We start from the raw sequence: 19,573 nt of genomic DNA, 5'->3' as shown, positions 1-19,573 counted from the left end.
TTAATCTTGTGAGCCGGACAAGACATTCTGCCTCGTTGTCCGGCTGTCTGCTTACAGTGCGGCAATCACCGCCTGCTGCTCAATCAGCTTGGCTTTCGCTTCGGCGTAGCCTTCCAGCTTCTCACGTTCTTTGGCGATCACCGCTTCCGGTGCGCGCGCCACAAAGCCTTCGTTGGCCAGTTTGCCTTCAATACGGCCAATTTCGGCTTCCACCTTCGCCACTTCCTTCGCCAGACGCGCCAGTTCGGCCTCTTTGTCGATCAGGCCCGCCATTGGGATCAGCAGCTCGGCGCCGTCGATAATCTTGGTCACGGAAACCGGACCTTTATCATCCACAGGCAGTACGGTGATGCTTTCCAGACGCGCCAGCGTTTGCAGGAAGCTACGGTTGTCGTTCACGCGACGAACGGCATCTTCGCTACAACCGCGCAGCAGCAGCAGCAGCGCCAGCGGTTTGCCCGGCGCGATGTTCATTTCCGCACGGATATTACGTACAGCCACGATCGCCTGCTTCAGCCATTCGGTATCCGCCAGCGCCGCTTCGTCAACCTGAGAGGCGTCATAAGCCGGGAACGGCTGGAGCATGATAGTGTCTGCGTTAATGCCGCAAATCACCTTCACGCGCTGCCAGATGGTTTCCGTGATGAACGGAATGATCGGATGCGCCAGGCGCAGCAGACCTTCCAGTACGGTCACCAGCGTATGGCGGGTGCCGCGCAGTTCTGCTTCTGTACCGCCGTTCATTACCGGCTTGGTCAGCTCAAGATACCAGTCACAGAACTGGTTCCAGGTGAATTCATACAGAATGCCTGCGGCAATGTCGAAGCGGAAGCTGTCCAGCGCTTCACGGTACGCTTTTACGGTCCGGTTGAATTCCGCGAGGATCCAACGGTCTGCCAGCGACAGCGTCATTTCACCGCCGTTGAAACCGCAGTCCTGATCTTCGGTATTCATCAGGACAAAGCGGCTGGCGTTCCACAGCTTGTTACAGAAGTTACGGTAGCCTTCCAGACGCTTCATATCCCAGTTGATGTCGCGACCGGTTGACGCCAGCGCCGCCAGGGTGAAGCGCAGGGCGTCGGTGCCGTGCGGTTCAATGCCGTCCGGGAACTGCTTCTCGGTGCGTTTGGCGATCTTCTCTGCCAACTGCGGCTGCATCATATTGCCGGTACGTTTCTCCAGCAGTTCCGGCAGGGAGATGCCGTCCACCATATCCAGCGGATCGATCACGTTACCCTTGGACTTGGACATCTTCTGGCCTTCGTCGTCGCGGATAAGCCCCGTCATGTAGACGGTCTTAAACGGCACCTGCGGCTTGCCGTTTTCATCTTTGATGAAGTGCATGGTCATCATGATCATGCGGGCGATCCAGAAGAAGATGATGTCGAAGCCGGATACCATCACGCTGGTTGGGTGGAACTGACGCAGCGCGTCGGTGTTTTCCGGCCAGCCGAGGGTGGAGAAGGTCCACAGCGCGGAAGAGAACCAGGTATCCAGGACGTCGTCGTCCTGACGCAGCGCAACGTCGGCGGACAGGTTATTTTCCTGACGCACGTCGTCTTCGCTGCGGCCGACATAAACGTTGCCTTCGTTGTCGTACCACGCCGGGATGCGGTGACCCCACCACAGCTGGCGGGAAATACACCAGTCCTGAATATCGCGCATCCAGGAGAAGTACATGTTTTCATACTGCTTCGGCACAAACTGAATATCGCCGTTTTCAACCGCTTCTACCGCCGGTTTGGCCAGCACGTCGGCGCGGACGTACCACTGGTCGGTCAGCATCGGTTCGATAACCACGCCGCCGCGATCGCCGTACGGCACGGTAAGATCGTGCGGTTTAATTTCTTCCAGCAGGCCCAGCGCGTCTACAGCGGCAACCACCGCTTTACGTGCGGCGAAGCGTTCCAGCTTCTGGAACTCAGCCGGGATATCGCTTGAGTAAACGTCAGACTCGTTGCCTTTGGTGTCGTACACTTCCGCGCTTTCACGGATGTCACCGTCGAAAGTCAGAATGTTGATCATCGGCAGAGCGTGACGACGGCCCACTTCGTAGTCGTTAAAGTCGTGTGCCGGGGTGATCTTCACGCAGCCGGTGCCTTTTTCCATGTCGGCGTGTTCGTCGCCGACAATCGGAATACGTCGGTTCACCAGCGGCAGCACCACGAACTTGCCAATCAGATCCTTATAACGCGGATCTTCCGGGTTCACGGCCACGCCGGTATCGCCCAGCAGCGTTTCCGGACGGGTGGTTGCGACCACCAGATAATCTTTACCGTCGGCGGTTTTGGCGCCGTCGGCCAGCGGATAGCGGATATGCCACATGGAGCCTTTCGACTCGCGGTTTTCCACTTCGAGGTCAGAGATCGCGGTGCGCAGCTTCGGGTCCCAGTTCACCAGGCGTTTGCCGCGGTAGATCAGGTCTTCTTTGTACAGACGGACGAACACTTCTTTCACGGCATTGGAAAGACCTTCGTCCATGGTGAAGCGTTCGCGCTCCCAGTCTACGGAGTTGCCGAGACGGCGCATCTGGCGAGTGATCGTGCCGCCGGATTCCGCCTTCCACTGCCAGATTTTATCAATGAAGGCGTCACGGCCGTAGTCGTGACGGGTTTTCCCTTCTTCTGCGGCAATTTTACGCTCAACCACCATCTGGGTTGCGATACCGGCGTGGTCGGTGCCGACCTGCCACAAGGTGTTTTTGCCCTGCATACGCTGGTAGCGAATCATGGTGTCCATGATGGTTTGCTGGAAAGCATGACCCATATGCAAACTGCCGGTGACGTTCGGCGGCGGGATCATGATGCAGAAACTCTCCTGGCTTTCATCGCCATTGGGTTTGAAATAGCCCTGCTTTTCCCAGTGCTCGTAAAGCGGCTGTTCGATATCTTGCGGGTTGTATGTCTTTTCCATTATTTCCAGGTTGCCGTATTCAGGTTAAAACCCGCCACGCGGTAGGCTTTGTAGCGCTCGCGTGCGGATTGTTTCAGAGAATCTTCGTGAGGAACGAAGTCTATCACTTCTGTGAAAGCGGTGGCAAAATCTGCAAAGCCGACGCGCAGGCTGATGAGAAGATCGCGTGGGCTGCTGTTGCGCTTCTCCGGCCAGGCGATTTCGACCGGCGCGCCACCGCGCGGGCCTTCCCCGGCCAGATTGTGCGGAACAAAGCTTTCCGCAGGTCTTGCCCATAGGGCTTCATCCAGACGCAGCGCCTGCTTTTCGTTTTCGCAGGCGATCAGTACGCGCTTGCCGCTGCGCCAACGTTCTGCGGCAATGTCACACACCAACTGTTCGACGGCGCTGAGGCCGTCTACGGTGTTGTCGTTGTCGAGAAGGTAGAACGTTGCGTTTCTCATATAGGGGCTTCTTGTTGTGGATTTATATGCAAAGCCGGATGGCGCGATGCTTATCCGGCCTGCAATCAGCATTTCTACGTCGCCCCGGTAGCTTAGCGCCACCGGGCAACAGACGACAATTACTCGTCGCCGTTAAAACCCGCACGGTTCAGCAGGAACTGCGACAGCAGTGCTACCGGACGACCGGTTGCGCCTTTTGCTTTTCCGGAGCGCCAGGCCGTACCGGCGATATCCAGGTGCGCCCAGTTGTACTTACGGGTAAAGCGCGACAGGAAGCAGCCCGCGGTAATCGCCCCACCCGGACGTCCGCCAATGTTCGCCATATCGGCAAAGTTAGACTCCAGTTGCTCCTGGAACTCGTCACCCAGCGGCAGACGCCATGCGCGATCGCCCGCTTGCTCGGACGCGCCGATAAGCTCGTGCGCCAGCGGATTATGGTTCGACATCAGTCCAGTGATGTGGTGGCCCAGCGCAATCACGCAGGCGCCGGTCAGGGTCGCGACGTCAATGACCGCTTCCGGCTCAAAACGCTCAACGTAGGTTAACACGTCACAGAGCACCAGACGGCCTTCGGCGTCGGTGTTCAGCACTTCAACGGTCTGACCGGACATGGTGGTCAGCACGTCGCCCGGACGATAGGCGCGACCGCCCGGCATGTTTTCACATCCCGCCAGCACGCCAATGACGTTAATCGGCAGTTGCAGTTCAGCGACCATACGCATTACGCCGTAAACCGCCGCTGCGCCGCACATGTCGTACTTCATCTCATCCATGCCTTCGGCTGGTTTGATGGAGATACCGCCGGAGTCAAAGGTCAAGCCTTTCCCAACCAGCACAATCGGGCGCGCGTCTTCGTCCGGACTGCCTTTGTATTCAATGACCGACATCAGCGATTCGTTCTGGGAGCCGTGTCCGACCGCGAGATAGGCGCACATCCCCAGTTCGCGCATCTGCTGTTCGCCAATGACACGGGTTACAACGTTTTTGCTGTAACTGTCAGCCAACTGGCGCGCTTGTGACGCCAGGTAGGCGGCGTTACAGATATTCGGCGGCATATTGCCGAGGTCTTTCGCCGCTTTGATCCCGGCGGCGATTGCCAGACCGTGTTGAATGGCGCGCTCGCCGCTGGTCAGTTCGCGGCGGGTCGGGACGTTAAAGACCATTTTACGTAACGGGCGACGCGGCTCGCTTTTGGTGGTCTTCAGTTGATCGAAGCTGTAAAGGGTCTCTTTCGCGGTTTCCACCGCCTGACGCACTTTCCAGTAATTGTTGCGGCCTTTGACGTGCAGTTCTGTCAGGAAGCAGACGGCTTCCATTGAGCCGGTATCATTCAGGGTATTTATCGTTTTCTGAATAACCTGCTTATACTGACGTTCATCCAGCTCGCGCTCTTTGCCACAACCGATGAGGAGGATACGCTCGGACAGAACGTTTGGAACATGGTGCAGTAACAACGTCTGCCCCGGTTTTCCTTCCAGTTCGCCACGGCGCAGCAGGGCACTGATGTACCCGTCGCTGATTTTATCGAGCTGTTCTGCAATCGGAGAAAGGCGGCGTGGTTCAAAGACGCCCACGACGATGCAGGCACTCCGCTGTTTCTCCGGGCTACCGCTTTTTACACTAAACTCCATGCACTACGCTCCTGAATCTTAAAGACAACGGCGGCACCTGCGGTTAGAATTGCAAGCTTTCGTAACTCATGTCCGCTGTTGCGGTGACTTCGTGTTAATCTTAACGTTATTACGGCATTGGCACGTCAGAACGCGTTCTGAGCGGCGAATCCGCTGAGTATAATAATTTTAGCGACGATTTCGACGACTCAAGAGAATAAATGACGGATAAGCCATGAAACAAGCTAAATTCCTGCAAAAGACGAGTTTTTACGGGCGTATTTAAAGTGATAATCATAAGATATCTGGTGCGGGAGACGCTCAAGAGCCAACTGGCGATTCTCTTTATCCTGCTTCTGATCTTTTTCTGTCAGAAGCTGGTGAGGATCCTCGGCGCGGCGGTTGACGGTGACATTCCGGCAAATCTGGTGCTCTCGCTTCTGGGGCTTGGCGTACCTGAAATGGCGCAGCTCATCCTGCCCCTCAGCCTGTTCCTCGGGCTTTTGATGACGCTGGGCAAACTCTATACCGAAAGCGAAATTACGGTCATGCACGCCTGTGGTCTGAGCAAGGCGGTGCTGGTCAAAGCCGCCATGATACTGGCGCTGTTCACCGGGATCATCGCCGCGGTCAACGTCATGTGGGCGGGACCGTGGTCGTCAAAACATCAGGACGAAGTGCTGGCGGAAGCCAAAGCCAACCCGGGTATGGCCGCGCTGGCGCAGGGTCAATTCCAGCAGGCGACTAATGGCAGCTCGGTGCTGTTTATCGAAAGCGTCGACGGCAGCGACTTTAAGGATGTGTTCCTGGCGCAAATTCGCCCGAAAGGCAACGCGCGTCCATCCGTGGTCGTGGCAGATTCCGGACACTTGACCCAACTGCGCGACGGCTCCCAGGTGGTCACGCTGAATAAAGGCACCCGCTTCGAAGGCACCGCGCTATTGCGCGATTTCCGTATTACTGACTTCCAGGATTATCGGGCGATTATCGGTCATCAGGCGGTTGCGCTGGATCCGAACGATACCGACCAGATGGACATGCGCACGCTGTGGACGACCGACACCGATCGCGCCCGTGCCGAGCTGCACTGGCGTATCACATTAGTATTCACAGTATTTATGATGGCGTTGATGGTTGTGCCGCTGAGCGTGGTAAACCCGCGCCAGGGACGTGTGCTCTCGATGTTACCGGCGATGTTGCTGTACCTGATGTTCTTCCTGATCCAGACCTCGCTGAAATCCAACGGCGGTAAAGGCAAGCTGGATCCGGCTATCTGGATGTGGTTGGTCAACCTGTTGTATCTGGCGTTAGCCATTGGCCTGAACCTGTGGGATACCGTGCCGGTGCGCCGACTGCGCGCCCGTTTTTCACGTAAAGGAGCGGTGTGATGCAGCCATTTGGTGTCCTTGACCGCTATATCGGTAAAACCATTTTTACCACCATCATGATGACGCTGTTCATGCTGGTGTCGCTCTCTGGCATCATCAAGTTCGTCGACCAGCTGAAAAAGGCCGGGCAGGGGAACTACGATGCGCTGGGCGCCGGGATGTATACCCTGCTCAGCGTGCCGAAAGATGTCCAGATCTTCTTCCCGATGGCCGCGCTGCTTGGCGCGCTGCTGGGCCTCGGCATGCTGGCCCAGCGCAGCGAACTGGTGGTGATGCAGGCCTCCGGCTTCACCCGGATGCAGGTCGCGCTTTCCGTCATGAAAACCGCGATTCCGCTGGTGCTGCTGACCATGGCTATCGGCGAATGGGTCGCGCCGCAGGGTGAACAGATGGCGCGTAATTACCGTGCGCAGGCGATGTACGGCGGTTCGCTGCTTTCCACCCAGCAGGGGCTATGGGCGAAAGACGGCAACAGTTTTGTTTATATCGAACGGGTAAAAGGTGAAGAAGAGTTAGGCGGCATCAGTATTTACGCCTTTAACGATCAGCGCCGTTTGCAGTCTGTTCGCTACGCGGCCTCCGCGACGTTCGACCCGGACGAGAAGGTCTGGCGTCTGTCGCAGGTGGACGAGTCGAACCTGCAGGATCCTAAACAGATTACTGGCTCTCAGACGGTGAGCGGTATATGGAAAACCAACCTCACGCCGGACAAACTGGGTGTGGTGGCGCTGGACCCGGATGCGCTTTCCATTAGCGGCCTGCACAACTACGTGAAGTATCTGAAGTCGAGCGGCCAGGACGCCGGACGCTACCAGCTCAATATGTGGAGCAAAATCTTCCAGCCGTTGTCCGTGGCGGTAATGATGCTGATGGCCCTGTCGTTTATCTTCGGTCCACTGCGTAGCGTACCGATGGGCGTGCGTGTGGTCACCGGCATCAGCTTTGGTTTCGTCTTTTATGTGCTGGACCAGATCTTCGGCCCGTTGACGCTGGTTTACGGTATACCGCCGGTTGTCGGCGCGCTGTTGCCGAGCGCTTCGTTCTTCTTGATAAGCCTGTGGCTGATGATGCGCAAGTCGTAACCGCGGTTTTATCCTTGTGATTGCCCGGTGGCGCTACGCTTGCCGGGCACAATGGGTGCAGCGTTCAGTGTCCGTCAGGCTAACGCTTTCTGCCGCCCAACAGGCTTCCCAGCATCCCGCGAATGATCTGATTGGTAACCTGTCGCGCTGCGCTTTTCGCTACGCTTTGTACCACGCCGTCGCGCTTGCCGCCGCGCGGACCGGTGCTGCCAAACAAAATATCCTTCAACCCGCCCAGGATACCATCGTCAACCGCTACTTCTTTGCCTTTCGCTGCAGGCGCGTTTTGCTCTTCAGTCGCGGCCTGAACACCCTTTTGCAGCAACTCAAACGCCGATTCGCGATCCCGTTCTTCTTCATATTTTCCATAGAGTGAAGAGTGGTTTATCAACCCGTTGCGCTCGTCGTCAGTGACTGGCCCCATACGCGAGCAGGGGGCAATCACCATTGCCCGCTCCACCACCGATGGACTACCTTTGGCATCCAGGAAGGAGATCAGCGCTTCGCCGGTGCCCAGTTCCTGAATGGCTTTTTCCGTGTCGAACGCTGGATTGGCGCGCATGGTTTGCGCGGCGGTTTTCACCGCTTTTTGATCTTTCGGCGTAAAGGCCCGCAGGGCGTGCTGGACACGATTGCCCAGTTGACCGAGCACGTTATCCGGGATATCAGCGGGATTCTGTGAGACGAACCAGACGCCAACGCCCTTCGAACGGATGAGGCGGATCACCTGTTCGATTTTATCCAGCAGCACCTCTGGCGCATCGTTGAACAGCAAATGCGCTTCGTCGAAAAAGAACACCAGCTTCGGTTTTTCCAGATCGCCCGCCTCCGGCAGTTGCTCGTAAAGCTCAGAGAGCATCCACAGCAGGCTGGCGGCATAGAGTTTCGGCATCTGGTAGAGTTTTTCGGCGCTAAGGATATTGATGATCCCTTTACCGCTGGCATCGGTGCGCATCCAGTCTTTGATGTCGAGCATCGGCTCGCCGAAGAAATGGTTCGCCCCCTGTTGTTCTAAAGTCAACAGGCCGCGCTGGATCGCGCCGATGGAAGCGCTGCTGATATTGCCATACTGATTCTGGAAGGATTTCGCGTTATCGCCGATATACTGGGTAATCGCCCGCAGGTCTTTAAAATCGAGCAGTAAGAATCCCTGATCGTCGGGAATGCGAAAGATGATGTTCAGCACGCCGGACTGCACCTCATTGAGATTCAGCAGGCGCGCCAGTAGTAGCGGTCCGAGGTCCGAGATCGTGGCGCGTACCGGATGTCCCTTCTCGCCAAAGATATCCCACAGCACCACCGGGTTATTATGCGGCTGCCAGTCGCTGACGCCGATGTTTTGCAGTCTGGCAAGCAACTTCTCGGAGGCTTGTCCTTCCTGAGCCACCCCGGTGAGATCGCCTTTAACATCCGCCATAAATACCGGTACGCCGATGCCGGATAGCGACTCGGCGAGCTTTTGCAGCGTGACGGTTTTCCCTGTCCCTGTCGCCCCGGTAATCAGGCCGTGACGGTTCGCCATACCAGGCAGTAAAAACAGTTCGGTGTCCGGCGTGCGGGCAATTAACAAGGGTGCGCTCATGAGATTTCCTCCGTTTATCCTGCGTCGAGTATAGGCAACCGTGCGGCACTCTTCACCGCTTTATTCAACAGATTGCGAGGAGGGTTCCAAAGAGGGCGAGAGGACCGGGTAGCGAATGCCGCCCGGTAGAAGCGATTAAAAGTCGGCTTTAAGCACCACGCGATAACGGGCTTTGCCTTCACGAACGTGCTGGATAGCCTCGTTGATTTGCGACATGGGGAACAGTTCGGTGGTGGGCGCAACCTTGCTGCGACCGGCGAACTTCATTAGCTTACGCAGTTCAAAAGGCGTACCTGTTGCCGAGCCGGAGATGCTGCGATCGCCAGCAATCAGGGTAAACGCCGGGACAGGCAGCGGCTTCAGCACCGCACCGACGGTGTGGAAGTTGCCGCCGTGGGCCAGCGCTTCAAAATACGGTTGCCAGTCGAGATCGACGTTGACGGTGTTGATGATCAGATCGAACTGTCCAGCCAGTGCTTTCAGCGCTTCGGGATCGCGGTTGTTCACCACGCTATCGGCACCCATTGCCAATACTTCCTGCTTTTTCGCCGGATTGGAGCTAAACGCGGTCACTTCGCAACCCATCGCATGCAGGAGCTTGATGGCGATATGCCCGAGCCCGCCAATACCGATTACCCCAACACGGCTGGTGGCAGTAATGTGGTGCATCAGCAGCGGTTTAAATACCGTGATGCCGCCGCACAACAGTGGGCCTGCGGATTCAATATCAATGCTGTCCGGCAGCGGAATCACCCATTGCCAGTCTGCGCGAATTTTCTCGGCAAAGCCGCCGCGATTCAAAATGGTAGGGACGGCGCCTTCCAGACAATTGACCTGGTTACCGCTGATACAGGCGTCGCAATGCCCGCAGCTGCGCGCTGTCCAGCCAATGCCAACGCGCTGACCGACCTTCAGCCCTTTATCCTGCGCCGCGCTGCCGAGGGCCGCCACGCGACCAATCACCTCATGTCCCGCCACCAGCGGGTAGCTCGACATACCCCACTCGTTATCGATCATCGACAAATCGGAATGGCAGATACCGCAGTAATCCACCTGTACCTCGACATCTTCTGCCTTGAGTTCACCCGCATCATATTCAAAGAGTTCAAGTTCGCTGCCCGCTTCTTTCGCGGCATAGCTTTTTATCATCGACATCGTGTTTCCCTCGTGTGGTGTTGAACTGGAAGTGTAGAGCATGGAAAACCGCGATGCTTCGCAGAAGGGGGGATAATGGCATCAGGAGGGGAAGGTATGCTGATTTTTTCAACACTTAGTGAACAAGGCAGATGCTACTGCTTGCATGGTTGCGAGCGACAGGTATAATCCACAACGTTTTCCGCATACCTCTTCAGTGCCGAAGTGGCGAAATCGGTAGACGCAGTTGATTCAAAATCAACCGTAGAAATACGTGCCGGTTCGAGTCCGGCCTTCGGCACCATACAAAGCTTTTCTCAAGTCTACTAACGTCTACTTTAGTCCATAAAAACAGTAAGTTAAGCAGGTTCTTGGCTTTTCTGAGTCTGTCTACGTCTACTCACTTCTATACACATATACCAACAAATGATGGTATAACTGGTGGTATCTTCGGTTCGATTGATTTTGATACCAACAACGGAGGTATCAACTGATGGCACTCACTGATATCAAAGTTCGAACAACAAAGCCCTCCGATAAACCTTTCAAACTCACAGATGGGCAGGGTATGCACCTGCTGATCAACCCCAATGGTTCAAAGTACTGGCGACTCCAATACCGTTTCGGGGGCAAACAGAAAGTTTTAGCATTGGGTGTTTATCCAATGGTCTCTCTTGGTGAAGCCCGCAGGAAGCGAGATGAAGCCAAAAAGTTGGTATCTGATGGTATCGATCCTTCTGAAAAGAAAAAAGCAGATAAGATTGAGCAAAGCGAAGCCCTGACATTCGAAGCTGTTGCAAGGGACTGGCATACTGCCTGTAAAAGGAAATGGTCAGATTCTCACAGCGAAAGAGTTCTAAAAAGCATGGAAGATGGTCTCTTTACGGCTATTGGTAAAAGAAAAATATCCGAGCTTAATACCAGAGATCTTATCGCCCCTATCAAGGCCGTTGAAGCTTCTGGACGACTAGAAGTAGCTGCTCGTCTGCAACAACGAACCACAGCAATCATGCGATATGCCGTACAGAATGGCTTAATTGACTACAATCCAGCACAAGATATGTCTGGGGCAATTACAGTTGCGAAACGAACCCACAGACCAGCCTTACCATTTGATAGGTTCTCAGAGCTTTTAGAGCGCATTGAAAGCTTTAAAGGTAGGAAACTTACTAAATTAGCTGTGAAGCTGACATTGCTCATTTTTATCCGTTCCAGTGAACTCCGATTCGCAAGATGGTCGGAGATCGACTTTGAAAATGCGATGTGGACTATCCCTGGAGAACGCGAGCCATTGCCAGGGGTCAAACATTCTCATCGAGGCTCAAAAATGAAGACCCCACACCTCGTGCCGTTAAGTCGTCAGGCCTTAGAACTTCTAAAAGCCATCAGAGAAATCAGCGGTGAATGCGACCTTGTATTCATTGGCGATCATGATTTCAGAAAACCTATGAGCGAGAACACAGTGAACAAGGCACTAAGGTCGATGGGTTATGACACAACCGTTGAGGTATGTGGGCATGGATTCAGAGCGATGGCTTGTAGTGCCTTAATCGAATCGGGAAAATGGTCAAGGGATGCTGTTGAACGGCAGATGAGCCACCAAGAGCGAAACTCCGTTCGTGCGGCCTACATTCATAAAGCAGAACACCTCGATGAGAGAAGGCTTATGTTGCAGTGGTGGGCTGATTATCTTGATGAAACAACTAAGAAAAGAATTGCACCTTTTGATTTTGATAACTAACTGATTATTATAAATAAAATGGCGTATTCAATAACCAATTGAGACGCCATTTTTTTTTTGCGATTTATGTGCTATTACGAAGTAATACTTTTTACAACGGAGTGGCATTAATGAAATCTTGGGTAAAAATGAATAGTTGGACATCAGAAGACACCAAAGCAGTGAAAACGTGGTTTGATTTGGACAAATATCGAGAGTTTGAAAACATTTCTATTAATATGCTTTACCATGAAATATGGGCGAGAACGTATTTCTTCAAACCAGTAATAGAAGAAGGAATGCAGAAAACGGTAATGAAAAATTATATGCAGATATTGGATGGTGATCCTTTTCTTATCAAAGAGAAGCACTTAAGTTATATGGATGCCGAAAATAAATTATATCAACCTCCATACTTTTTTATTACTACAGTTGATCGAATAGCAAATATCAGTTTTGCTTGTATGAGAAAGGCTTTATTCATAAGAGCAAATACAGAGCAATATAAAATAGATTCCACTATTGAAAATGAATATATTTCCGAAAAAATCCCTGAACAGTTTCCTACTACAATTATGTTAGAAATCGATCTTGCGGGTGGAAGCGATGATGAGATAGCTGAGGCCCTGCGAGTATCATTACCACAATGGCGAAAAGTAAAAGGCGTTAAACCTGCACCACTTGATGCAGTCAGATTTGGTTATGGGGCAATAAAAAAATTAATTAGTTATCGAATTATCCCTATGCTTGATTTGCTCGCATGGTCAGAACGAAAAAAAGTACTTCTGTCTGACGACAGACTATCTCGATTACTATACACGGATGAAGATGATGATAAGGCGATTCGTCAAGGATATCATATAAGAGATGCTGATCGGCCTTTTGCAATGAAAACTGTAGAAATTGATTTCTTAAGACAATTTAACTTTTTTATTAATAAAAATCAGCATGTTAAAGAAATGAGGGTTTCGGATGTTATGAAACTGTCAGACACTGATTGATTATATTGCAATGGTTGATAAATATATTTTAAGATAGAGCTTTCTGAAAATAGATGTTTATTATTATTTAAAATGCGGTATCGATTATGCGAGATATGACAATTATTTCCAGAATATGATTGTTCTATAATATAAAAGAAAAACGTTTCCCATTTTTGGAAGAAATGAAGAATGCCAGATTAGACACTATATACAGCACATAATTGATGTAATGTCAGGAAAAATCTGATAGTAAAGAGGCTATTCTATAGCCTCTTTTTAGTTTTGTTTAGAATTTTTTTGTTATGAATTTTGGATTCGATTATATTTTTTTCTCTTTTAGCAGTGTGTATGTTATTTAATGTAATGAATTTTTTTGCCAGATCTTGATAGTTTTCTGTGAATATATTTTCAGATATAGCAAATGAATTATCTTCCTGTTTTGTTAAAATTTCTTTGCCAAGCATATAACTAATTAAAGAGGTTGTTTCATCTGGTATTATCGTTGTTCGTTCACTTATATCATCAATTAGAAATTGTAAGAAATCAAGATGTTCTCTTGGTGTTAGATTACATAGGTATTTATCATAAAATTCATAACTACCAAGTTTAATTAATTCATTTCTGAAAAGATGCTCATTACTATAATAATACACTCTAATGTGGTCAATGTTCCCTTTAATATTAATCATTTTTGGGTCCTTAAGAATTATTGTTATAATAAAATAACATATAAAAGCTATTATGCAATAGAATTTAGAAGGTTTTTATTATAAAAGTAAATTTTTCAAGCTAACTGCTTATTGATGAAAAATACCTAATTAGAGGCTACCTTAATACGCAATTAAACAGATAGTTATCTTCTCTAAGCTCAAATCTAGTGAGTAAAGGCTTTCGATCTTGTGAAAATTTAGGTGAATGAAAGAACTGTTTTCTACCTGTAGCCTATTGATGTGAGGGTTTCGGATGTTATGAAACTCTCAGACTCCGAGTGATATGAATCTCCAGAGACTCATGATTTTGAGCTAAGGATGGCTCTGCTGATCGGAATCTCGCTTCAATCATTTGAAAACCATGTGTATTGTGAACCTATTGAAATAACAGAGGGTATACATATGGAACATCAAACTCGTCTTATTCGTTTACCTGAAGTCATGAAGAAAACTGGTTTTTGTAAAGCATGGATTTATCGTCTCATCAGTGATGGGCGTTTTCCTCAGCCAGTGAAGATTGGATTGCGTGCTGTTGCCTTTGTCGAGAGTGAAGTTGAGGACTGGATACAGTCTGTTATTGAAGCGACCAGAAATAATGTTGCCTGAATAGGGAGTGGAAATATGAATATTAATGACTTTGCACAATTTGAAAATTATGAAGGTATTATCAGTGATGGTATCTTTGAGGATGTTTTTTATATGGGCTATGTTGAAGAGATTGAACTAACAGAAGAGAATAAGAAATATATTGAATGGTTAAGCTACTTCTTTGTTGCCGAAATGCAAGGAGTGTTGGATGAAATTAACGAGCTGGACATGCTTGACCAAATTTCCGTTTTTGATTTTTGGTTTAAGCTTATCCAATCAAGAGATGAAGTAGAGGCCCTAGCAAGAACTATTATATATTATAAGTCGGGAATACCTGTTTGATATAAATTGAATGTAAAAAGTTTAGTGCTGTTTGAAAAAAAGTAAATATTCACCTAAATAATGCACTTATTTTTTACTAAAGACTTTACAAATAATATTAATGTGCTTTATTTATAATAGATTGAGAGGGGGCAATTACTATCAGGTGTATACAATGCTCATTATGTACCACTGATAACAAAAAGTAAGTTATTCTCCTCTTTAGAGTGCGTCTTAATTGGAATGAAGGTTGTTTTTTATTTGAAAAGAATAGTAAATTTTTTTATATGATAATATGTCATATGATACAGCTATACTTATTTTGTAAAATTAATATTTAAATATTAGAGGTGAAGAAATGAAGAAAATAGGGACACATTTATTTTTAATGGATAGTGGAGAAAGATTCTGTGTTGTATTGGATAAAACTACCGGAGTACCTCTTCATTATCCTAATATATATCTTATTAATGAATATAGAAATTGTGGAAAGTCTATATCGACCATAGAATTGGTTGGAGCAAGTATTTCCATGCTGTATAATTTCCTATCAGATATGGGGATAGATCTTGTAGATAGAATTCTTTCTCAATCATTTTTATCTATTAACGAAATTGATGCCTTGAGGGATTTCACCACAATAAATACAAAAAGACTTCGCAGTAAAAGTAGATATTGTAATATGTCAGTTAGACCAGCTACTAAATACTTTAGATTAACATCTATAGCTAATTATCTTGAGTGGTTATGTCAGATTCTTTTGATGGATTTAGATGTAAACCAAGAGAGAATAAGCGTTTTTATTAAGCAGATTGAAAAGAGAAGGCCAGTAGTGAAAAAAAGAAATGCTCTTTCAGTAGAAGATAAAGGTCTAAATGAAGAGCAGATTGATTTATTATTAAGAACAATTCAAATTAATTCAGACATTAATCCGTTCATCACTGATGTTCAGGTTAGAAACAGATTGATGATACTCATACTTTATACATTAGGTATCAGATGTGGAGAGCTACTTAACCTGCAAATCACAGATATCGATTTTCATGATGGTAGTATATATATTCGTAGAAGGGCTGATGAGAAATCTGATCCTCGAAGAAGGCAACCTTTAGTTAAAACATTAGAAAGGAAAATAGAACTTTCAGATGTTTTACTTAAAGAGATTCGCAACTATATGCTAAATGAAAGACGTAAGTTTAAGAAAGCCAGAAGACATAGCTATCTATTTGTTACTCATAAATCAGGGCCAACACAAGGTCAGCCAATCTCTAAGAGTGGATATAACAACATCATTAGTGAGATTAAAAAAACATCATTAGAACTCAGTGATTTTGCCGGACATCAGCTAAGACATGCATGGAATAATAATTTTTCTAAAGCTATGGATGCTTCTGGCGACGTTGGTGAAATAGAACAAGAAAAAATAAGATCCTACAATATGGGATGGAGTGAAAAGTCTAAAACTTCGAGTATATATAATGAAAGGTTCATTAGAGAAAAAGCAGGGATAGTAGCATTATCATTGCAAAATGATCAATTAAAAAAAGGAGGTTTGAGATGAGCAAAATAGCTAAGGAACATATTGAATACCAATTATTATTAGTGCAGGCTAAAACAGAAGGTTATAGCTTTAATCTATATGATGATGTTTGGTCTATTGATGTTAATAATAAAATTCGTGTTTATAAAATAACGAGTAAAATAAATAATAATTTACGAGAAGGTTTTTTAAAAACTTTAGCTCATTATGCTCAATATAACAGCCCTTCAACTGCGATGTTATGTAGCTACATCTTAAAATATTTTTTTATTTTTATGGACTACTCAGAGAAAATTAAAGAACAGGATTTGATAGCATTTCAAAATAAGAATCAAAACAAGAAAAACTACGGAACATATCTTAAAAGTTTTTTTAAAACATGGTATGAGTTAGGATACCCTGGTGTTGATAAAAAATTATACGACTTTATTCTTTCATGGGGTAATTTTTCTGATATCAGAAAAGCTGGGGATGTTATCAAAAGAAAAGATCCTATACAGGGTCCATTAACAGATGCAGAACTTCAAGGATTTAATGAGGCAGCTTTAAGAGCATATGAAAGAGGGAGTATTTCTTTATCTGATTACACGATGGCTTTACTTGTAAGTCATACAGGACGAAGAACTCTACAGATAACACAAATGAAAGTATCTGACATTATAAAGGCTAAAAATAGTAAAGGTGAGATTTCATATTTATTAAAAATACCAAGAATAAAACAAAGAAATGATTTTAGAGAGCTTTTTAGAACGTTCAGAATAACAGGTAATTTATACGACTTACTTCAGAAACAAGCTCAAGACTCCATAGAAATTGTGTCTAAATATTTAAACAGAGTGCTAAATAATGATGAGAAAGAATTAGTTCCATTATTCGTTTCTACGCTTAGAATTAGGTATATGTTAGATAACAATGAAAAAGATGACATTTTCACATCAGATAAAATACATTTTAATACATTGAAAATTGCAAGATTGGTACGAAAAATTCTTGCAGAAGAAACTGTTATCTCTGAGAGAACAGCAAAACCTCTACATGCTAGCCCAAGACGATTTAGATACACGTTAGGAACAAGAGCCGCAAGAGAAGGTGCGGGAGCGGAAGTTATCAGTGAGTTGTTGGATCATACAAGCCCACAACATGCGGGGGTTTATATCCAGAACAATGCTGATTATGCATATAAGATAGACCAAACTGTAGGGGAAGAATTGTTTCAATACTCTAAAATATTTCAAGGGGAAGTTATCGAACACATAGATGATGACATACATGCATCTCGTAGGATACGAGATTTAGATGGTGATGATGCAGGTCAATGTAATCAATGTTCATCATGCTCAGCTAACGTACCAGTCCCTTGTTATACCTGTATAAGCTTTCGTCCTTGGCTGGATGCAAGACATGATCTTATTTACATCAAACTGGTAGAGGAAAGGAGGAAAGTCCTCGATTTTACTAAAGATTCAAGAGTTGCAGAGTCTCTTGATAGAACTATTTTAGCTGTCGAAGAGGTTATAAAAAAATGTGAGGAAATTAAAAATGGGAGATTGATTAAATGAATGCAGAAACAAAAGTGAAATCATTTAAATCGAATAGAGAAATTAATGCATTAAAAAAAATAGATTCATTTATTGAATATTGCAAAGATATTCATAAAAAGACTTATGACTTTGAATGGGAATCTAATTCTTGGCCGATAAAAGCAATTTTTAGAAAACATAATAAAGTTCTAAATGAACCACTTAATAATGAATTGATTGATTTTGCTAAAAGTTATATTACCTATCAATATACTGTTGTAGGAAGAAGGCATAGAGCAACTTTAGATAAGATGTTGAAGGTTTTATCTATAGTTGAATATGTGTTATTAAATAGGACAGGCAAAGCAAATATTAATGCTATTAATTTAATCCTATTGGATGAATGTTCATCTGAAATAGGTAAAAACTATAAGGAATTCAGGAATTATGCTTTAAACAAGGAGCTTGAGAGAATGATTGATTTTCTTAATAATCGAGCTTTTTTAAATTGTGGTGTTATTAAGTGGGTTAGTTCAGTTAAATTTCCAGAAACTAGAAAGGTTGATGAGAAGTCAAAAAATGAAAGAAGAAAAAAATTGCCAAATCAAGCTTCTCTGAATGCTATGGCTGAAATATTCTCGCTGCCTGACAACCAACTTAGCGACCGAGATGCCTATCTGTCATCAGTTTTCGCATTGCTTATGTGTGCTCCCAGCAGGATTTCAGAGATCCTGGCTCTTCCAGAAGATTGTGAGATTGAAGAGAAAGATAGAAATGGAGTTAATCGTTACGGTCTGAGATTTTTCTCAAATAAAGGTTATGGTGGCGATATCAAATGGATACCTACAGTTATGGTTCCAGTAGCGAAGAAGGCTATAGAAAGACTCAGAAAAATATCTAAAAACGCCCGCGATTTTAGTTTATGGGCTGAAAGTGAACACGACAGCTTCTTCAGACATCCTGAATGCCCTGATAAAGGATGGGACGAGCCACTAACACTCGTCGAGGTATTCCAGGCATTAGGTTATCCTTCTATACGAACAGAAGGTAAAGCTAGAGCAAGACTAGCCGAACTAAACCTTAAACCATGCACACATAGTCATACTTTTACCTTAAACTATTTATGTCAGTTTGTTCTTTCTCAACTACCAGAATGCTTCCCTGTATATGATAAAAAAAAGAAAATTAAGTATAGCGAGGCTTTATGTTTGATTAATAAATACCAATTGGAAGAGCACAATCAGACGGTGATTTATAAACCATATAGATCAAATACCGAATTTTTCTGTAGAGTCCTAAAAGGAACAAAAAATACACCGGGGATTCTTGAAAGGCATGGTTATATGGATGCTAATGGTAAACCTCTTCGCATTAGAACACATCAAGCTAGACATCTTCTTAACACGATTGCACAGCGTGGAAATATGAGTCAATTGGATATCGCTAAATGGTCTGGCCGAGCGATCGCTTCACAAAATCATGTTTACAACCACACGACAGAAGAAGAGATGTTTGAAAAGTCTCGCGCTCTAAATATAAGTAATTATGTTAATATAGCTCCAGCATTCTCTGTTAGAGATTTAGCTCCGAGCCTTCCGGCTGAGTTCTCTGACTTGGACATATTAGATCATGGTGCAGTCCACGTTACGGAATTTGGTTATTGCGTGCATGATTACTTAATTAGTCCATGTGAAAAATTTCGTGATTGTTTACATTGTGATGAGCAAGTTTGTGTTAAAGGTGAAAATGATAAGCTGGAGAATCTTGAACAACGTTTAATTCAAGTTGAAAAACTTTATACTAAAGCCAAACTCTCTATTCAAGAAGAAGAGCTTGGTGCGGATAAATGGTTTAACTATCAAGAAAGGACACGCGAAAGATTGAAAGATTTGATCTCTATCTTGAAAGATCCAGATATTCCAGAAGGTTCAAAAATTAGACTCACTGGATCAAGTTTCACACACATGCAGCGTGTATTAGAACAAAAAAAGGGCATTTTAATAAATAATATAATCAAAGTTAAAAACAAGTGAGGGCAT

General features: G+C 46.4%; 16 protein-coding genes and 1 tRNA gene. 11 read left to right on the top strand and 6 right to left on the bottom strand.

Annotation, left to right across the window (positions count from 1 at the left end; genetic code table 11):
• Nucleotides 1–51 precede the first annotated feature (51 nt).
• The 3 genes from APU02_RS18715 to pepA all read right to left on the bottom strand — a co-directional run bounded on the left by APU02_RS18715 (nt 52) and on the right by pepA (nt 4,987).
• Nucleotides 52–2,913, bottom strand: coding sequence for a valine--tRNA ligase (locus APU02_RS18715; protein ID WP_060570897.1), 2,862 nt, complete (start codon nt 2,911–2,913; stop codon nt 52–54).
• Entirely contained in the window at nt 2,913–3,356 is a 444-nt protein-coding gene (holC, locus tag APU02_RS18710; protein WP_042289386.1) for a DNA polymerase III subunit chi, read from the bottom strand. Before holC ends, APU02_RS18715 begins: the two co-directional genes overlap by 1 nt.
• Nucleotides 3,357–3,475: 119 nt before the next feature.
• Entirely contained in the window at nt 3,476–4,987 is a 1,512-nt protein-coding gene (pepA, locus tag APU02_RS18705) for a leucyl aminopeptidase (protein ID WP_060570896.1), read from the bottom strand.
• Nucleotides 4,988–5,140: 153 nt separating this feature from the next.
• Between pepA and ytgA the strand changes: the two genes are divergently transcribed.
• The 3 genes from ytgA to lptG all read left to right on the top strand — a co-directional run bounded on the left by ytgA (nt 5,141) and on the right by lptG (nt 7,436).
• Nucleotides 5,141–5,191 carry a protein YtgA gene (ytgA, locus tag APU02_RS27030; protein ID WP_211180521.1) on the top strand — a complete coding sequence of 17 codons (51 nt, stop codon included), beginning with the start codon at nt 5,141–5,143 and terminating at the stop codon, nt 5,189–5,191.
• Between the two features lie 62 nt (nt 5,192–5,253).
• On the top strand, nt 5,254–6,354 hold the full coding sequence (lptF, locus tag APU02_RS18700) for an LPS export ABC transporter permease LptF (RefSeq protein WP_060570895.1): 1,101 nt from the start codon (nt 5,254–5,256) through the stop codon (nt 6,352–6,354).
• Nucleotides 6,354–7,436 (top strand): LPS export ABC transporter permease LptG, encoded by a 1,083-nt coding sequence (gene lptG, locus APU02_RS18695; protein ID WP_042289381.1) that lies wholly within the window; start codon nt 6,354–6,356, stop codon nt 7,434–7,436. Before lptF ends, lptG begins: the two co-directional genes overlap by 1 nt.
• Before the next feature lie 79 nt (nt 7,437–7,515).
• On the opposite strand, the gene APU02_RS18690 is transcribed toward lptG, so the two are convergent.
• Together APU02_RS18690 and APU02_RS18685 are read right to left on the bottom strand one after the other, a co-directional pair.
• Nucleotides 7,516–9,018 carry a helicase HerA-like C-terminal domain-containing protein gene (locus APU02_RS18690; RefSeq protein ID WP_060570894.1) on the bottom strand — a complete coding sequence of 501 codons (1,503 nt, stop codon included), beginning with the start codon at nt 9,016–9,018 and terminating at the stop codon, nt 7,516–7,518.
• Between the two features lie 135 nt (nt 9,019–9,153).
• Nucleotides 9,154–10,173: an NAD(P)-dependent alcohol dehydrogenase gene (locus APU02_RS18685; protein ID WP_060570893.1), complete on the bottom strand. Its 1,020-nt coding sequence runs from the start codon at nt 10,171–10,173 to the stop codon at nt 9,154–9,156.
• 198 nt (nt 10,174–10,371) lie between these two features.
• On the opposite strand from APU02_RS18685, the gene APU02_RS18680 reads away from it, so the two are divergent.
• From APU02_RS18680 to APU02_RS18670, 3 genes are all read left to right on the top strand, one after another.
• Nucleotides 10,372–10,456: transfer RNA gene (locus APU02_RS18680), tRNA-Leu, on the top strand.
• A gap of 189 nt (nt 10,457–10,645) precedes the next feature.
• Nucleotides 10,646–11,893 (top strand): integrase arm-type DNA-binding domain-containing protein, encoded by a 1,248-nt coding sequence (locus APU02_RS18675; RefSeq protein WP_060570892.1) that lies wholly within the window; start codon nt 10,646–10,648, stop codon nt 11,891–11,893.
• Between the two features lie 110 nt (nt 11,894–12,003).
• Nucleotides 12,004–12,873: a DUF6387 family protein gene (locus APU02_RS18670; RefSeq protein ID WP_060570891.1), complete on the top strand. Its 870-nt coding sequence runs from the start codon at nt 12,004–12,006 to the stop codon at nt 12,871–12,873.
• 245 nt (nt 12,874–13,118) lie between these two features.
• Here APU02_RS18670 and APU02_RS18665 read toward each other — a convergent pair whose 3' ends face one another.
• Nucleotides 13,119–13,544 carry a hypothetical protein gene (locus tag APU02_RS18665; RefSeq protein ID WP_060570890.1) on the bottom strand — a complete coding sequence of 142 codons (426 nt, stop codon included), beginning with the start codon at nt 13,542–13,544 and terminating at the stop codon, nt 13,119–13,121.
• A gap of 423 nt (nt 13,545–13,967) precedes the next feature.
• On the opposite strand from APU02_RS18665, the gene APU02_RS18660 reads away from it, so the two are divergent.
• The 5 genes from APU02_RS18660 (at nt 13,968) to APU02_RS18640 (ending at nt 19,567) form a co-directional block, all read left to right on the top strand.
• Nucleotides 13,968–14,171 (top strand): AlpA family transcriptional regulator, encoded by a 204-nt coding sequence (locus APU02_RS18660; RefSeq protein WP_000401166.1) that lies wholly within the window; start codon nt 13,968–13,970, stop codon nt 14,169–14,171.
• Between the two features lie 15 nt (nt 14,172–14,186).
• The gene (locus APU02_RS18655; protein ID WP_032422806.1) at nt 14,187–14,495 is read left to right on the top strand and encodes a hypothetical protein; all 309 of its coding nucleotides are present in this window, start codon (nt 14,187–14,189) and stop codon (nt 14,493–14,495) included.
• A 337-nt stretch (nt 14,496–14,832) separates the two neighbouring features.
• A complete protein-coding gene (locus APU02_RS18650; protein ID WP_060570889.1) occupies nt 14,833–16,035 on the top strand; it encodes a site-specific integrase in 1,203 nt (400 codons plus the stop codon).
• Nucleotides 16,032–17,573, top strand: a complete 1,542-nt coding sequence (locus tag APU02_RS18645) for a site-specific integrase (protein WP_060570888.1) — start codon at nt 16,032–16,034, stop codon at nt 17,571–17,573. Before APU02_RS18650 ends, APU02_RS18645 begins: the two co-directional genes overlap by 4 nt.
• Nucleotides 17,570–19,567 carry a hypothetical protein gene (locus APU02_RS18640; RefSeq protein ID WP_060570887.1) on the top strand — a complete coding sequence of 666 codons (1,998 nt, stop codon included), beginning with the start codon at nt 17,570–17,572 and terminating at the stop codon, nt 19,565–19,567. Before APU02_RS18645 ends, APU02_RS18640 begins: the two co-directional genes overlap by 4 nt.
• Nucleotides 19,568–19,573 lie beyond the last annotated feature (6 nt).

This window comes from Citrobacter sp. 50677481 (assembly GCF_001463265.1).
Taxonomy (GTDB): domain Bacteria; phylum Pseudomonadota; class Gammaproteobacteria; order Enterobacterales; family Enterobacteriaceae; genus Citrobacter_A; species Citrobacter_A sedlakii.
The sequence above is the reverse complement of the archived record's forward strand: the minus strand, read 5'-3'. Positions and strand labels throughout refer to the sequence as shown.

What these genes read in the sequence shown, in the direction of transcription:
- APU02_RS18715 (WP_060570897.1), bottom strand. Translation starts at nt 2,913, where the DNA reads ATGGAAAAGACATACAACCCGCAAGATATCGAACAGCCGCTTTACGAG.
- holC (WP_042289386.1), bottom strand. Translation starts at nt 3,356, where the DNA reads ATGAGAAACGCAACGTTCTACCTTCTCGACAACGACAACACCGTAGAC.
- pepA (WP_060570896.1), bottom strand. Translation starts at nt 4,987, where the DNA reads ATGGAGTTTAGTGTAAAAAGCGGTAGCCCGGAGAAACAGCGGAGTGCC.
- lptG (WP_042289381.1), top strand. Translation starts at nt 6,354, where the DNA reads ATGCAGCCATTTGGTGTCCTTGACCGCTATATCGGTAAAACCATTTTT.
- APU02_RS18690 (WP_060570894.1), bottom strand. Translation starts at nt 9,018, where the DNA reads ATGAGCGCACCCTTGTTAATTGCCCGCACGCCGGACACCGAACTGTTT.
- APU02_RS18685 (WP_060570893.1), bottom strand. Translation starts at nt 10,173, where the DNA reads ATGTCGATGATAAAAAGCTATGCCGCGAAAGAAGCGGGCAGCGAACTT.
- APU02_RS18675 (WP_060570892.1), top strand. Translation starts at nt 10,646, where the DNA reads ATGGCACTCACTGATATCAAAGTTCGAACAACAAAGCCCTCCGATAAA.
- APU02_RS18670 (WP_060570891.1), top strand. Translation starts at nt 12,004, where the DNA reads ATGAAATCTTGGGTAAAAATGAATAGTTGGACATCAGAAGACACCAAA.
- APU02_RS18665 (WP_060570890.1), bottom strand. Translation starts at nt 13,544, where the DNA reads ATGATTAATATTAAAGGGAACATTGACCACATTAGAGTGTATTATTAT.
- APU02_RS18660 (WP_000401166.1), top strand. Translation starts at nt 13,968, where the DNA reads ATGGAACATCAAACTCGTCTTATTCGTTTACCTGAAGTCATGAAGAAA.
- APU02_RS18655 (WP_032422806.1), top strand. Translation starts at nt 14,187, where the DNA reads ATGAATATTAATGACTTTGCACAATTTGAAAATTATGAAGGTATTATC.
- APU02_RS18650 (WP_060570889.1), top strand. Translation starts at nt 14,833, where the DNA reads ATGAAGAAAATAGGGACACATTTATTTTTAATGGATAGTGGAGAAAGA.
- APU02_RS18645 (WP_060570888.1), top strand. Translation starts at nt 16,032, where the DNA reads ATGAGCAAAATAGCTAAGGAACATATTGAATACCAATTATTATTAGTG.
- APU02_RS18640 (WP_060570887.1), top strand. Translation starts at nt 17,570, where the DNA reads ATGAATGCAGAAACAAAAGTGAAATCATTTAAATCGAATAGAGAAATT.